General features: G+C 44.3%; 10 protein-coding genes, 3 tRNA genes and 1 pseudogene. 13 read left to right on the forward strand and 1 reads right to left on the reverse strand.

Going from position 1 to position 15,925, the window contains the following annotated elements:
* The first annotated feature begins 49 nt into the window (after nucleotides 1–49).
* From WA407_RS25240 to glmS, 10 genes are all read left to right on the forward strand, one after another.
* Nucleotides 50–126 (forward strand) — tRNA-Arg (locus WA407_RS25240).
* Between the two features lie 20 nt (nucleotides 127–146).
* Nucleotides 147–220 (forward strand) — tRNA-Pro (locus tag WA407_RS25245).
* 9 nt (nucleotides 221–229) lie between these two features.
* Nucleotides 230–300, forward strand: a tRNA-Gly gene (locus tag WA407_RS25250).
* A gap of 736 nt (nucleotides 301–1,036) precedes the next feature.
* A complete protein-coding gene (ppc, locus tag WA407_RS25255; protein WP_103050378.1) occupies nucleotides 1,037–3,829 on the forward strand; it encodes a phosphoenolpyruvate carboxylase in 2,793 nt (930 codons plus the stop codon).
* Between the two features lie 191 nt (nucleotides 3,830–4,020).
* On the forward strand, nucleotides 4,021–4,587 hold the full coding sequence (sigW, locus tag WA407_RS25260) for an RNA polymerase sigma factor SigW (RefSeq protein ID WP_016818747.1): 567 nt from the start codon (nucleotides 4,021–4,023) through the stop codon (nucleotides 4,585–4,587).
* A 150-nt stretch (nucleotides 4,588–4,737) separates the two neighbouring features.
* The gene (locus tag WA407_RS25265; RefSeq protein WP_103050377.1) at nucleotides 4,738–5,361 is read left to right on the forward strand and encodes an anti-sigma factor; all 624 of its coding nucleotides are present in this window, start codon (nucleotides 4,738–4,740) and stop codon (nucleotides 5,359–5,361) included.
* A 221-nt stretch (nucleotides 5,362–5,582) separates the two neighbouring features.
* Nucleotides 5,583–6,416, forward strand: coding sequence for a diadenylate cyclase CdaA (gene cdaA / locus WA407_RS25270; protein WP_013312127.1), 834 nt, complete (start codon nucleotides 5,583–5,585; stop codon nucleotides 6,414–6,416).
* Nucleotides 6,413–7,882 (forward strand): CdaR family protein, encoded by a 1,470-nt coding sequence (locus WA407_RS25275; protein ID WP_336078658.1) that lies wholly within the window; start codon nucleotides 6,413–6,415, stop codon nucleotides 7,880–7,882. Before cdaA ends, WA407_RS25275 begins: the two co-directional genes overlap by 4 nt.
* A gap of 60 nt (nucleotides 7,883–7,942) precedes the next feature.
* Nucleotides 7,943–9,283: a phosphoglucosamine mutase gene (gene glmM, locus WA407_RS25280; protein ID WP_013312125.1), complete on the forward strand. Its 1,341-nt coding sequence runs from the start codon at nucleotides 7,943–7,945 to the stop codon at nucleotides 9,281–9,283.
* A gap of 632 nt (nucleotides 9,284–9,915) precedes the next feature.
* Entirely contained in the window at nucleotides 9,916–11,748 is a 1,833-nt protein-coding gene (gene glmS / locus WA407_RS25285; RefSeq protein ID WP_061832056.1) for a glutamine--fructose-6-phosphate transaminase (isomerizing), read from the forward strand.
* A 1,180-nt stretch (nucleotides 11,749–12,928) separates the two neighbouring features.
* Here the strand turns inward: glmS and WA407_RS25290 are convergent.
* Nucleotides 12,929–13,126, reverse strand: a complete 198-nt coding sequence (locus WA407_RS25290) for a helix-turn-helix domain-containing protein (protein ID WP_336078659.1) — start codon at nucleotides 13,124–13,126, stop codon at nucleotides 12,929–12,931.
* Between the two features lie 293 nt (nucleotides 13,127–13,419).
* Here WA407_RS25290 and WA407_RS25295 point away from each other — a divergent pair, with 293 nt between their 5' ends.
* From WA407_RS25295 to WA407_RS25305, 3 genes and pseudogenes are all read left to right on the forward strand, one after another.
* Entirely contained in the window at nucleotides 13,420–14,208 is a 789-nt protein-coding gene (locus WA407_RS25295; RefSeq protein ID WP_336078660.1) for a hypothetical protein, read from the forward strand.
* Nucleotides 14,209–14,432: 224 nt separating this feature from the next.
* Nucleotides 14,433–15,318, forward strand: a pseudogene (locus tag WA407_RS25300) (aminotransferase class III-fold pyridoxal phosphate-dependent enzyme); the annotation flags it as partial.
* Between the two features lie 461 nt (nucleotides 15,319–15,779).
* The gene (locus WA407_RS25305) at nucleotides 15,780–15,902 is read left to right on the forward strand and encodes a hypothetical protein (protein WP_336078661.1); all 123 of its coding nucleotides are present in this window, start codon (nucleotides 15,780–15,782) and stop codon (nucleotides 15,900–15,902) included.
* Nucleotides 15,903–15,925 lie beyond the last annotated feature (23 nt).

The following is a 15,925-nucleotide window of genomic DNA, read 5'->3' on the forward strand; positions in this document are numbered from 1 at the left end:
TGCCAAGGCGAGGGTCGCGGGTTCGATTCCCGTCGTCCGCTCCATATTTGCGCCCTTAGCTCAGCTGGATAGAGCGTTTGACTACGAATCAAAAGGCCGGGAGTTCGAATCTCTCAGGGCGCGCCATATTTAAAAAAGTATAATATCGGGATGTAGCTCAGCTTGGTAGAGCACCTGGTTTGGGACCAGGGGGTCGCATGTTCAAATCGTGTCATCCCGATACTAATTTGCGGGTGTAGTTCAATGGTAGAACTTCAGCCTTCCAAGCTGATAGCGTGGGTTCGATTCCCATCACCCGCTTACCGATCACCTAGAAGCCGAAAGGCTTCTTTTTATTTTGTCCACATTACATTTACTTCTATGTATATAAGTTAATGCAGTTATGTCTCCTGTCATGCACAGTTGGGGATGACTTGTGCATATTGTACATAGGCTCTTGTTCTTATGACATCTAGATCCCGAATTTCCCCTCTAGCGTACCCCTTTTCTCCTGCAGTAAGGCTAATTTCGTGATCAAATCCTTTGAATATAGGAATCCTATAGCTATTATGGTACGAATTCATGGTGATAACTCTGCATCTGCTCTTGCGTTGTGCACATTCCCTTTTATTTATGTGGGTAAAAGCGAAGTCTTAAAGAGGAAATGCCCTAGAAACACTAAGGAAATGGCTAATTTGTGTATATCTTTGTGGATAGAGGGATAATGGGGTTGACTTTGTCAACAATTAATAAACATATACACATCATGTTGCATGAATTTGCACCTTTAAAACCACACTCTTTATAAGAGACTGTGCATAATGTTTCACGCATCACTAGTGTATACATTCATTTCTATTATTAATTTCATCTTTTTGCATAACAATCCAATATTTTCTCAAAAGAAGTATTTCAAAAACATGATTTTTTACTGTAAATTTTGCAGCTTTTCATGCGGTTTTATTGTATGATGTTAAGAAAGTGTCAAATTTCGTATGTATACGTACCTTTGCTACAACTGTATATGGTGTGGAACAGATCAGATGGGGGGAAAAGCATGACTGAGCTTACGTTAACCGCTAACAAAAACCAATCCAACAATCTGCTGCGGCGGGACGTTCGTTTTCTAGGGAATATTCTTGGTGAGGTTTTGGTTCATCAGGGTGGCAACGAACTTTTGGATATCGTGGAGAAAATACGTGAGACAAGTAAATCGTTACGTGCCGGGTATCAACCGGAGTTGTATGAGAATTTCAAACAAATGGTCAGCGGACTGGATACGGATATTCGTCACCAGGTTATTCGCGCGTTTGCGATTTATTTTCAGTTGGTGAATATCGCTGAGCAAAACCATCGTATTCGTCGTAAGCGGGATTATGAGCATTCCGCTGGTGAAGATGTTCAACCTGGTTCCATTGAAAGTTCCGTTCAGGAGCTTAAACAAGGGGGCTTCTCCGCCGAGGACGTTAGCAACTTGCTGAATGAGCTCTCTTTGGAGCTGGTCATGACCGCACATCCTACAGAAGCGACACGACGAGTAATACTTGATATCCACAAGCGCATTTCCGAGGACGTCATGCTGCTGGATAATCCGATGCTTACCTTACGTGAGCGGGAACAGGTACGGGAGAATCTGCTAAACGAAGTAATTACGCTTTGGCAGACAGATGAGCTGCGTGATCGCAAGCCAACTGTATTAGATGAAGTAAGAAATGGAATGTATTATTTTCACGAGACCTTGTTTCATGTACTGCCAGATGTGTACCAAGAATTGGAACGATGTTTGGACAAATATTATCCCGAACAAAAATGGCACATACCTACTTATCTGAGATTTGGTTCCTGGATCGGTGGAGACCGGGACGGCAATCCGTCTGTGACAGCTCATGTGACTTGGGAAACGTTACGTATGCAGCGCAAGTTGGCTTTGAGAGAATATCAGCACACGTTAAAGGAACTCATGGGTTACTTGAGTTTCAGCACCAGCATTGTGCGAGTTTCCGATGATCTGCTAGCTTCTATTGAAGAAGACCGTACTCATATTACACTTAAAAAGATGGAAGTATGGCATAACGAAAAAGAGCCTTACCGCATTAAACTGGCATATATGATTGCTAAAGTGAACAACATTCTGGATGAAAGCAAACAGGGTACCCATGAGCGTTATAATTCTGCGGAAGAGCTCATTGCAGACCTAAATGTTATTGATAACAGCCTGCGTCATCATTTTGCCGATTATGTGGCAAACACATATATTCAAAAGATGATTCGCCAGGTAGAGTTGTTTGGATTCCATACAGCTACGCTGGATGTACGTCAGCATAGTCAGGAACATGAAAACGCGATGACTGAAATACTGTCTAAAATGAATATTGTGTCGGATTACAGTAAGCTGTCAGAAGAGGAAAAAATAAATCTGCTGGAAAAGCTGCTGAATGAACCTCGTCCGATTACTTCACCGTATTTAAAATATAGCGATAGCACACAGGAATGTCTTGACGTATATCGTACGATTTATTTGGCTCAGGAGGAATTCGGCAAGCAGTCCATTACAAGCTACTTGATCAGTATGACTCAGGGAGCCAGTGACTTACTGGAGGTTATGGTCTTATCCAAAGAGGTAGGCCTGTTCCGCATCGAGAAAGATGGCACTGTTATCTGTACGCTGCAATCCGTCCCTTTGTTCGAAACGATAGATGATCTGCACGCTGCACCCGATATTATGAGAAGATTGATGAACTTGCCTGTATATCGACAATCTGTGGCTGCGATGGACCAGCTTCAGGAGATTATGTTGGGATATTCGGACAGTAATAAAGATGGCGGTGTGGTTACAGCGAACTGGGAACTTCGGGTCGCTATGAACAGCATTACGGAAGTAGTTAATGAGTTTGGTGTAAAAGTGAAGTTTTTCCACGGTCGTGGAGGTGCGCTGGGTCGTGGAGGAATGCCACTTAATCGCAGTATTTTGGCTCAACCTCCTCATACGATTGGAGGCGGAATCAAAATCACGGAGCAAGGTGAAGTACTATCATCCCGATACTCGCTTAGAGGCATCGCGTACCGGAGCTTGGAGCAGGCAACATCGGCGCTGATTACAGCTGTGGCATATCATCGTTCCGGGAAGAAGGAAGTGTTTGAGGAGAGCTGGGAGGAGATTATCGCCCGCATTTCCCAAGTTTCACTGGATAAGTATCAGGATTTGATTTTCCGAGATCCGGATTTCTTCAACTTCTTCAAAGAATCTACACCGTTGCCTGAGGTGGGCGAGCTGAATATTGGATCTCGTCCGTCCAAGCGTAAGAACAGCGAACGTTTTGAGGACTTACGCGCCATTCCATGGGTTTTTGCATGGACACAAAGCCGTTACTTGTTACCTGCATGGTATGCGGCTGGAACAGGTTTGCAAAGCTTCTATCAAAACAATGAGGATAACCTTAAAGTGCTGCAAACGATGTTTAGGGACTCTGCTTTCTTCCGGTCACTTATTGATACACTGCAAATGGCAATCGCTAAAGCGGATTTACTGATTGCAGAAGAATACGCTGGGATGTCGGATAACGAAGAGGCCCGGCAGCGTATTTTCGGGCAGATTTCAGCGGAGTTCAAGCTGACATCTGAGTTGATTTTGAAAATAACCGGACAATCCGAGATTTTGGACGATGTGCCGGTTATTCAGGAATCTATCCGGTTGCGTAATCCTTATGTCGATCCGTTAAGTTACTTGCAGGTTCAATTGCTAAGTGAGCTACGGGAGCTGAGGGATCAGAACGGTGATGACACTGAAATGCTGCGTGAGGTATTGTTGACAATTAACGGAATTGCAGCAGGCTTAAGAAATACGGGCTGATATAGTACGGTTGTACGAAAACAGGCAATCGGGTACTCATGGGGTGCCCGATTGTGCTGTTTGTATATTGATGGCAGGTGTGCTTGCAGTTAGTAACAATACTACAGTTGATTTCTGGATAAAATTAAACTACGATGAATAATCATAAACATGTAATAAGTAACCCATCAGCAAGTCTGGGGGAGTATAGAGTGGATAATATGGAAAGCCGCTTGGTAAGGCTGGTACAGAAAGGCGATCAGCGAGCTTTTGCGGAGTTAGTCGAGTTATATAAAGATCGGATTTTTCATCTTTCCTACCGGATGCTAGGTAATCGCCATGAGGCGGAGGATCTGGTGCAGGAAACTTTTTTGCGTGTGTATCGTAATTTGGAAAAATATGATCATGGACAGAAGTTCTCAACCTGGATTTATCGAATTGCTACAAATCTGTGCATTGATCGTCTGCGAAGGAGAAAACCTACATACTCACTTGATGCTGAAATGAATGATCAGGAAGGTGTCGATGGGTACGCCATGCTCGCCAGTGAAGAGCTTACCCCTGAGGGGAGTACGCTTCTGTCCGAAACGCAGGCTTTGATTCATGACGCCATTGACAGCCTTCCAGATAAATACAGAACGATTATGGTTTTACGGTACTTGCAGGAGCTTTCCTTACAGGAAATCAGCGATGTGCTCAATCTCCCAGTTACCACTATTAAGACAAGAGTACACAGGGGGCGGGATTTTCTGCGCAAAAAACTGGAGCACAAGCTATAGATCATACGCATAGATTCTAGGAAAAGAGTCTGCATAAATGTTTTTATGAAACATAATGCTCGTTGTAACGTATGTAAGATGAGCAAAGTTTCTAAGCCGGAGCATGTTATGTTGAGAAACACGGAAGAATATTAGAAAGGATTGGCTCATATGGATTGCAAACAAGCCGTCTCTTTTATGCATGACTATCTAGATGGCGACCTGTCTGAGCAGGACAAACATGAGTTGGAACAGCACTTGTTAAACTGCCCGGAATGCCGCATGCGTTTTAAAGAGCTGGAGCGGACGGATGCGATGCTTTACGGTACACGCTATCATCAAGTGCCGTGTGTATCGGATGAGCTGACATTTCGCATTATGAATGCTTTGCCGCCGCATAAAAGACAGACTGCGGTGCCTATGCTGACGTGGGTGAAAAGGCATCCCGCTGTAACAGCCGCTGCCTTCTTCCTTATTGTTATATGCTCAAGCATGGCCAGCTTTTCTAGCACGGACCATCAATTGGTAGTCAAAGGAAGCCAACTGGATCAAGTCGTTATTCAGGGTGATACTGTGATTGTGCCTGAAGGGAAATCCATTGCCGGAGATTTAACAGTGCAAAATGGTGAAGCCCGTGTATACGGTGATGTGGAAGGAAATGTAACTGTGATTGATGGTTCTTATTATCAAGCGTCCACCGCCCATATTGCAGGACAGGTTAAAAGTATTGATCAAACCTTGGATTGGATTTGGTACAAGGTTACTGATTTATTCGGGGGACCCTCTTCTCCATAAAAGAAGCTTGAAATGGCAAGGACAATATCGAGCGCCTCTTTCCGCTGGAAAAGGCGTTTTTTTGTATATGAAGCTGGCGAATTGTACTGTATTTTACTGATTTTAGCGGTTCTTTTGTCACACAGCTTGCAACGTGAGCCTGATCGTTATAACCTAGATAGAGAGAGCATACTGTGTACATATTACACCCACTCACTACAGAAAATTGCGGGGGCATGCGCATGTTGGATTATTTTGCGGACCTGACTTGGAAAGAGTCCATTAAAGATATTATCGACATTTTGATCGTAACCTATATTATGTATCAGCTTATTTTACTTGTTCGCGGAACGCGTGCAGTTCAATTGTTGAAAGGGATTCTGTTTCTGGTTGTCATTTGGGCGGTTAGCACCTGGTTTGATTTGTATACGCTCAAGTGGTTGATGAACCAGATGTTCACCTTTGGTGTGGTGGCTATCTTTATTATTTTTCAGCCTGAGTTGCGTCGTGCACTGGAGCAGTTGGGGCGTGGCAAATTATTTGGGCGTTCGTCTGCGGATGATGAAGAGATTAACAAGTTAATCGGAGAAATGATTAAGGCGCTGAATTATTTATCACGTAGGAAAATAGGGGCTTTGGTCGTATTTGAGCGCGAGACAGGGCTAAACGAATATACAGAGTCTGGTATCAAGACACAGGCCGTAGTCAGTTCTGAACTGCTAATTAACATCTTCATTCCTAATACGCCTTTGCATGATGGTGCGGTGATTATTCAAAATAAACAGATTGCTTCTGCGGCCTGTTATTTGCCATTATCGGAAAATCCGTTCATCAGCAAGGAGTTGGGAACCCGTCACCGTGCTGCGATTGGGGTGAGTGAGGTAACGGATGCCGTAACTGTCGTGGTATCGGAGGAAACAGGGCAAATTTCTTTGGCCATTAATGGACAGGTCGTGCGCGACATTAAGGAAGAATCCCTAATCTCCAAGCTGTATGAGGAGTTGCGGCCAACACCGTCTTTGAAGGAAAAACGCGGCTCATTCTGGAATCGGAGGGGAGGCCGTGGAAATTCATGATGGACAAATGGATTAACAATAATACGATTTCCAAGATATTGGCGCTTGCGGTTGCTGTCCTGCTATGGGGAATGGTCCATCTAGATACAGGTACACCTTCATCTACGCTGACCGTTTCTTATAATAATAAAGTGATTGATAATGTGGGCATTCAGGCTAGTGGTCTGGATGATTCAAAATATGTATTATCTACCATGGATACTGACCATGTTAAGATGGAGGTCAGAGGACAGCGCTCTGTGCTGACTTCTTTTTTCGCGGATAATTATCAGGCAAAGCTAAACTTAAACGGCTTAGGAGCAGGTACTAAAACATTGTCACTCGAACCGGACTTGCCGGATGGAGTGGAGTTGGTGTCTATGACTCCTAACCGTGTTACAGTGACAATTGAGGAAAAACAAACGAAATCATTTAATGTATCTATAGTTCCTAAAGGAAACCCAGATGGGGGACTGCAGCTTGGGAAGCCTGTAATTGCTCCTCAAACCGTGAAGGTTACCTTACCTAAAAGCCAGTTGAGTACCGTTACTGCCGTTCAAGGGGCTGTTAATACGGATGGTATCTCAGAAAAGTTTGAACAGAAGCGTGTAAAACTGAAGGCTTATAACAAAAAGGGACAGGAACTTACAGAAGCGGTCATTGAGCCATCCACTGTGTCCGTTGAAATTCCGGTAACTCAGCAGGCGAAATCTGTGCCTGTTAAGATTGTCTATGCTGGAGAGTTGCCAGACGGATTGGCGCTTTCTAAAGTCAATGCAAACGTGAAGGAAGCGGCGGTATATGCATCGCAGGATGTATTGAGCAGCCTCAGCTCTTACGTCACGGCTACATTGGATTTAAGTCAATTCACGGAAGCGGGGACTCGTACAGTTCAAGCTAATTTGGCAGCCCCCTCAGGTTCTGATAAAATCGAGCCAGGGTCAATACAAATTCAGGTGACCGTCGTCCCTTCCAATGAAGTCACAGATACGGAACGGACGCTGTCAGGCATCCCAATCGTTTTACAAGGTGCAGGAGATAAAGCGACTACGACTGTTACAGCACCCGTAGGTAAGACGATGGATGTTACTGTGAAGGGCCCGCAGGATATGGTAAACAATTTAACCAATGATGATATTAGTTTGGTGGCAGATGTAAGTGGCCTCGCGGCTGGTCAACACGAGGTTACTCTGAAAGTAGGCTTGCCTAAATATATTACGCAAGCCGGAAATGCTGGCCAACTAAAGGCAACGGTCAACATTGAGAGCCCTTCTACGCCTGCTGTAACGAATCCGAATAGTGAGAATGAATCAAACCCCTCTGGTAGTGGCGAAAAGGGGCAGGAGAGGCCACAGGAGGGGCAAGGCAGTCAAGGTGGGGACTCTGACGCTAAGACCGGGGACAACGCAGCTGCGGAGGATAAAACAAATCCTCATAACGGCGCAGATTCTTCTGCGAATGGAACCTCGGAGAACAGTCAGCCATAACATGTTTTATCTGTAGTAAATAATCAAGATTTATTAGACAAAAAAAGGGAGTCATTTTACATGGGGAAATATTTTGGTACAGATGGTGTACGAGGCGTTGCTAATCAGGAACTTACAGCCGAACTGGCATATAGCATTGGCCGCTGCGGCGGATATGTTTTAGCAGGTAATGTAGAGAAACCGACAGTTGTTATTGGTATGGATACACGGATATCCGGACTGATGCTGGAATCGGCTCTTGTAGCCGGTTTGCTGTCCATTGGGGCTAATGTGGTTCGTCTAGGTATTGTTTCGACACCTGGGGTGGCATATCTCACACGTCAATTGAAAGCTGACGCTGGGGTAATGATCTCAGCATCACACAATCCAGTTGAAGACAACGGCATTAAGTTTTTTGGCGGTGACGGTTTTAAATTGACAGACGAAACGGAATTGAAAATTGAAGAGCTCATGGATGCAAAAGAAGACCAACTGCCTCGTCCGATTGGCGGTGGATTGGGAACGGTTGTTGTAGACGAGCATTCTCGCTACGATTATCTGGAGTTCTTGAAAACAACAATTAGCCATTCTTTTGAAGGGTTAAAAATTGTACTGGATTGTGCTAACGGAGCAGCTTATGAGCTGGCACCGAAGCTTTTTGCAGAACTGGGAGCTGAGGTACACACCATTGGTGCCGAGCCGAACGGTTTGAACATCAATGATCATTGCGGCTCGACTCATCCTGAAAAGCTGAAAGAGGAAGTACGCCGCTTGAAAGCAGATATTGGTTTGGCCTTTGACGGCGATGCCGACCGTCTGATCGCGATTGATGAGAACGGGGAAGAGGTAGACGGCGACTATATTCTCTGCATTTGCGGAGATGCAATGAACCGTGCGGGAAAACTCAAGGACAGCACCATTGTATCGACAGTGATGAGTAATATCGGTTTTTATAAAGCTACTGAAAAGCTGGCACTCAAGACTGCAAAAACTGCGGTCGGGGACCGTTATGTGATGGAAGAAATGCGTCGGGGTGGATTTAACCTAGGCGGTGAGCAGTCTGGTCATGTTATTTTCCTGGATCACAATACGACAGGCGATGGCATGCTGACTGGGATTCAGCTGGTAGATACCTTGAAAGCATCCGGCAAGAAAATGAGTGAGCTAAAATCGCTCATGAAACAGTACCCCCAAGTGCTCGTAAATGTACGTGTGCAGGACAAACGTAACTACGAAGGGAATCCTGCCATTGCAGAAGCAATTGAGCAGGTGGAACAACAATTGGGCGATAATGGGCGTGTATTGGTCCGTGCTTCAGGCACAGAATCACTTATTCGTGTGATGGCCGAAGGCCCGGATAAGGACGAACTGGAGCAATTTGTCGGTCAGATCGTAGATGTCGTGAAGAAAGAATTAGTTTAAAATTTTGTAAACGTTGGTTGCCTGTGAAAAAGAAGCAGGCAACGGCGTTTGCGGTTATTTACTAACGATTTTTGGCCTTCATGGTGTAATTATGAATAAAGTGTCATTGCCAAATGATACTTAGCTGAATATAATATAGGGATGCTGTGACTCAGATAGAGAAAGCGAGGGTTGTAAGGTAACGTAATACAAGCGCCAGAGCTTGATTTTGTGCGGGGGAACTTGGTGGAGAAGCAACGGATTCAGTTGAGATAAAGTTGCTCGCAAATCGGTTCACGACAAAACAAGCTGACGAGGTGAAGGTGTTCGAAACATTCGGCGGGGACCTTCCGGTGAAGCATCGAGCCGTAAACCGGCAGCGGAAAATGAACAGGCAACTGTTTACACAACGCACCGGTAGATGCCTTTATTATTTTATAACCTAAATTATAAGATTCATTTCATGAATGTGCGGCCATCATCATTGGCGTGCGCGGTTTGGGAATTTCGTTACATTCGTGAAGAGATGCCTGTAAATTCTATAGTTATCATTGACAACTTCATAGATGAATGAACTTTATTCCACAATCTACCGCACACGTTAGTCCTGTGATGAGTCGTCTTGTGAAATGATGATCGGGAGGATAACGAATATGTGTGGCATTGTAGGATATATTGGTAATCAGAATACGCAAGAGGTATTGATTGACGGATTGAAAAAGCTGGAGTATCGCGGTTATGACTCTGCGGGTATTGCCGTGTTTACAGATTCAGGATTGCAAGTAGCCAAGGCTAAAGGTCGTCTGGCGAATCTGGAAGCTAAACTGGATGGTACGCCGTTGGTAGGCCATGCAGGTATCGGACATACACGTTGGGCAACGCACGGTAAGCCTTCTGATGAAAACTCCCATCCACATTTGGATGAGAGCCAAAAGTTCTCTGTAGTTCACAACGGAATTATTGAGAACTATCTGGAGCTGAAGGAGCAGCTGATCAGCGAAGGTCATACCTTTATTTCCGAAACGGACACGGAAATTATTTCCCATCTGGTTGCGCGTGAATATAAAGGGGATATCGTTAAAGCAGTACAAAAAGCAATTACCTTTATGCGCGGTGCTTTTGCACTGGGTGTGCTGACAGAGCACGAGCCTAATAAGCTGGTTGCTGTTCGTCAAGCTAGCCCGCTGGTTATTGGTGTGGGAGAAGGCGAGAACTTTATCGGTTCCGACATTCCGGCTATTCTGAAATATACACGCAATGTATTTATTTTGAACGATGGCGAAATGGCTGTTTTGACCAGTGATGCTGTCGAATTAATGACAATCGAAGGCCAATTTATTTCTCGGGAAATGATTCATGTCGAATGGGATGCTGTAACAGCGGAAAAAGGCGGCTATGAGCATTTCATGTTGAAAGAAATTCACGAGCAGCCTAAGGCTTATCGTGACACAATGTTGGGCCGTATCGATAAAGATACTAAAAAAGTTGTTCTTCCTGAGCTGAAGCTGACAGAAGAACAAATTAAAAATATCCGCAACATTCAAATTGTTGCGTGTGGTACAGCTTACAATGCTGGTTTGATTGGTCGTACAGTTATTGAAAGTCTGGCTCGTATACCGGTAGAAAATGATGTGGCTTCTGAATATCGTTATCGTTCACCTATCGTAACACCAGAGACATTGGTGATCGTGGTGAGCCAATCCGGTGAAACTGCTGACACGTTGGCAGCCCTGCGTGAAGCACAAGCAAATGGCGCTCATGTACTGGCGATTACAAACGTAGTCGGTAGCTCCATCGCCCGTGATGCAGATGATGTGTTGGTTACACTGGCAGGACCGGAAATTGCCGTAGCCTCCACTAAAGCATATTCTTCACAGTTGATTGCGTTCTATCTGTTTGGTTTGTATCTCGCTCAAGTGCGTGGCACACAAACGGATGAGCAAGTGGCTCATGTGCTGGCTGCTATGGAATCCCTGCCAGAGCAAGTGGAAGAGATGCTGGGTAAAGCAGATGCGATCAAAGCCTATGCTGAGCAAATTGCAAGCCACAAGCACCTGTTCTTTATTGGTCGCGGTCAGGACTATGCTGTAGTACAGGAAGGCTCCCTGAAGCTCAAGGAAATTTCCTACATTCATTCCGAGGCTTATGCTGCGGGTGAATTGAAGCATGGTACACTGGCATTGATTGAAGACGGCATTCCGGTTATCGCTTTGGTAACACAGGAATCCGTGTTGGAGAAAACCGTGAGCAACATTAAGGAAGTCAAGGCTCGTGGTGCAGATGTTCTTGCGATTACGTACGAAGAGCACGCAGTTGAGTTGCTGAAGTCTGTGGATCAGGTATTTGCCATTCCGAAGACACTTCCAATTCTGTCTGCTGCAATTTCAGTTGTATCTCTCCAACTGTTGGCTTACTACGCTTCTCTTGCACTGGGTCATGATGTTGACAAACCACGTAACCTGGCGAAAAGTGTTACTGTAGAATAAGCGTTAGTAAAACGCTAACTAATTGTCTGGTGATAAAAAAGTGTGGAACCAGTAAAAGATGTATGGAACCAATAAAAAACTGTGGAACCAGTAAAAAAAGTCTGGAACTAGTCATTTTACAAACATCAAGAAAGATCCCGATGATATATCGGGATCTTTTTAGCTTAGGAGGGTAATTATGTCTACAATAGGCAACGAATTTGAAATATTAGAAAAACAAACAACTTGAATCAAATAAAGTTTGCAAATATAATTGGAATTTCTCAAGGAACGTTGAGTGAGCTGGAGTAAGATAAATACATACCCTCTCTTGATATAATTATAGCAATTAAAGAAAACTTCACTTCTCATATAGAGTGGTTAATCTTTGAAGATACGCCTGTATCAAAGAACACTATTTTTAATTTAGCCATTGAAGCTCAGGAATTAGAACTTATTTCTTTGTTTCGAGAACTTACTAAAGAAGATAGAGATGAAATTATTGATTTTATAAAACTGAAGATTGTTCGGTACTAATCTTTCGCGGGAGTTCCTTAATAATATGTCTTAGAATTACTCATTTTAATTTTGGTACATAAAAGTCACGAATTATCCGTATACCGATTATTCATGGCATTTATGCATAAAAAAATTAAAAATGTGAGAAATGGTTTGAAAGAGCTTTGAAAGAAGGCGGTTGGAACCTCAGCATTAGATCCCCAACTGATCTAAAATCAATTTACATAAGAAATGGATTTGAAGATTATGAAGAATGTAGATTGGTGGTAAAAGAATCATTGCAAGGTCTTAACATAGAGATCTATTTACAGAGTGTGCAACTAATGAAACTTGCAAAAGAAATATTGAAAGATTATCCCTAAAAGTAAAACTTCAGCTAACACATAGTTAATTAAATTGTAAAAGAAGGTGTGAGGCGCTACTTCTTTAAGTGAACTAATGGGTACTAAAATTTTCTATTTACTATATCTTTTCTTTAAAGGAGAGACAAAATGCTCCATTAAAAGGTAATATTTTTACCGATTAGATTCAAATCTTCTTGTTCTAATACCCGCCCATTTAATTCAATTCGAAAACCAGAATTTAGAAATGCTAAAAGATCAAAGGATTTTTTGATTTTCTCGTTATTAAGGTCCGAATGAATTGTATCATTGAGTCCACACAGTAGGGGAACGTCATTTGATTAGCAATAAAGTAAATAATCGGTTGTAACATTAAAAACCTCTGCTAAAGATATTAAATGATTAATTTCAGGTCGTGCTACATTTCGCTCCCAATTAGAAACAACGTGTTTGGTTACCCCGATTTTATTAGCAAGTTCCTCTTGTGTCCATTTATGGAGTAGTCTTAAATTTCTACATGGCTGTCCCAAAGTATTCATGAGTTCACCTCTATTGAGAATATCAAATAGGTTTTAACCCGACCCATCTGCTTACTAATTATACCTACTTATAGCCCATATTATAGCTTTTCATACCCTACTGTACTCTACGAGTAGCTATGAATAGGATACAAAGTAAAATATAGCTAAAAAATATTGCTTTGCTATTGTATAAAGCTGTGAGTTGTTATATTCTACATTTGTATTTTGAAGTAAACTAAAATATATCTTAGGAGTAGAAAAAGATAACTGAACTTTACTCTGATTTAGTAGTTCTAAAAAGAAGGTGAATAATGAACAAAATTCGATCAAGTAAATCTATAGCATCTATTCAACGGAAAATCAAAGAAGGAAGAGGTCAAGGCCACTTTTCGGAATATAAACCTTGGTTGACTGTACATGATGTACCTTCAATAGGGATAGTTACTCGAATTCTTGGTTGGAAAAGTGGTCGACTTCACCATTATCTGTCTGAACACTTTGAATTGGCACATCATTACCAAATGGAGTGGTCAGAGCAAGAGATTGATATTCGCGAACAATTTCCTTTATTACCCCTAGATAAAACCCTCTATATTGCACAAAAGTTAGGCATTAAACATCCAACTGACCCCAAGAATAAGCTTCCCATCATTATGACTACAGATATGTTACTTACAGTAAAACAAGAAGAAAGTATAAAATTTATTGCACATTCCGCAACCCGTAAAGCGCCAATATATCCCCAAGAAGGATGCGGATCGGGCATACGAGATCATTCGAACGATAATGGAACGTCTGGAGTTAACGTTACACCCGACCTAAACGCGAGTATCCAACGGATTTTCCAGCAGAATATCCAGCTGACATCCAGTCGCGTTTCCAGCCAGGCTTCCAGAAATTCGTCAGGTAATCATGTTAAGTTATCGCAAAGCGCAAGGATCCGGAGCACCGGCAGAGAATGTTTACAGGGAAGATCTTCCAAATCGGCCGGCACCCCGCCTGAATGTCGACACGCGTCGAATTCCTCGATTGATGGCAAACCATTCCCAGCGTTTCTTCTCCATTCGCTCTTTTTAGGCAAAATATTAACACCGTGTTGACCAAATTTAACTGAAGTTTTACTATACATTATTTGAAATTTTGATATAATTCTACCTAGGTCAACTTTCCAATTATGATAGAAAATAGAATTGGATGGTTTTTATACCTATCCAAGCTGTGTGCGAGAGACCAGTCCACTGGCTACCCAGCAAGCCGGCATGCGGAGACCGACAATTGTGGAAAATGACAGCCGAGAATATGTTGATCCATGACGTCAGAAGGTGGGGACCTGTTATATTCTGAGGACGGAAGAGCATATATTGATTTTTTTGCAGGTGCCGGGGCACTGAATTACGGTCATAACAACGATTATATCAAGGACCGGGTTCTCGATTACTTGACCTCCGACCGGATTATGCACGGTCTGGATATGTATACAATGGCTAAGCGCGAATTCTTCAAGAGCTTCTCGGAGCGGATCCTGGAGCCGAAGAAGCTGAATTACAAGCTTCAAGTCTGCGGTCCGACGGGGACGAGCGCGGTGGAAGCGGACCTTAAGCTCGCACGCAAGGCGAAGAAGAGAACCGGGATACGCATTCATGGGCGGCTTCCACGGCATGTCGATCGGCAGCCTGTCGGCGACAAGCTCCAAGTCCATGAGGGAAGGGGCGGGGCTTCCTCTGGGCGGAGTTACGTTCATGCCGCACCCGAACGGGGCTTTCGCAGAAATGGATACGCTCGGCTATATCGAGAATATCCTGACTGATTCGCACTCTGGAATCGACAAGCCGGGCGGCAATGCCGCTCTCGAGTTCCGGGACAGAGCCGCCCTGGAAGCCCAGGTGAAGCAGAAGGAGGAGTTTGTGCGCTCGTTCTTTGACAAAGAAATCAAGCCCCTGCATCCGTCCATCGCCATCCGCGGACTTGGCCTGATCTGGGGCATTGACGTCTCGGGCTTCACGGATGAAACCGGGGCGAAGTGGATGACGGAGATCAGCTTCGAGAACGGGCTCATCATTGAAAGAGCCGGCAGAGGAGACCGCGTACTAAAGATCATCCCTCCGCTGACCGTCTCGATGGAGCATCTGGCCGCCGGCTGCGACATTATCAAGTCCAGTATGCAGCAGGTGATCTCTCAGGAGACCCAGGATTTGCTGGTAACGACCTAAGCTCGGCCAAGCCGGTGGCCGCCCCGGCAAGAGGCACGGAAGTGCCTTCCGGGGCCGTGCGGCCCTGATGTTAAGATAACGCTTTCACCCTCATGCAGCACCATCGTCACATCTAATCGTCAGGAAAAGCTCACTACCCCGCAGTCGGATCTTTACTTATCCACACCAGGCGGGGGAATATACAAATCGTACATAGAGTGTATCAATATCCCTTAAACATAGGCTTCGACAAAGGCAGCTCCGGTGCCGAATCTGGAGGTACGGTCGACTTCCTGCTGGCCGGCCGGAACCCTACAGCAAGCCCTACATCGATGGGAGGAACATCCCTTGTCCACCCCCAAATCCAATTCCGAACCCAATGTTAAACCAAAGACCGTCTTCAGGCGGCACGTCCGCAGCAAGCATATTGAAGCAGAGGAGCCGGAAGCAGCCGCATTTCTTGCGTAGAACGATGCTCTTTGTTGTCTTTCACGCATGGGAGCCGAGCGGGACAGGTGCTAGGCAGAGGATTGCCGCATGCGATCAACCGGGCAAGCGAAGCGGTGACCTGGCGAAAGCCATTGACATTGTTGTCACATGTTTGAAAAGGCGGCGAGCGTTGCTGCGG

It is taken from the genome of Paenibacillus sp. 203 (assembly GCF_037027525.1).
GTDB classification, from domain to species: domain Bacteria; phylum Bacillota; class Bacilli; order Paenibacillales; family Paenibacillaceae; genus Paenibacillus; species Paenibacillus polymyxa_B.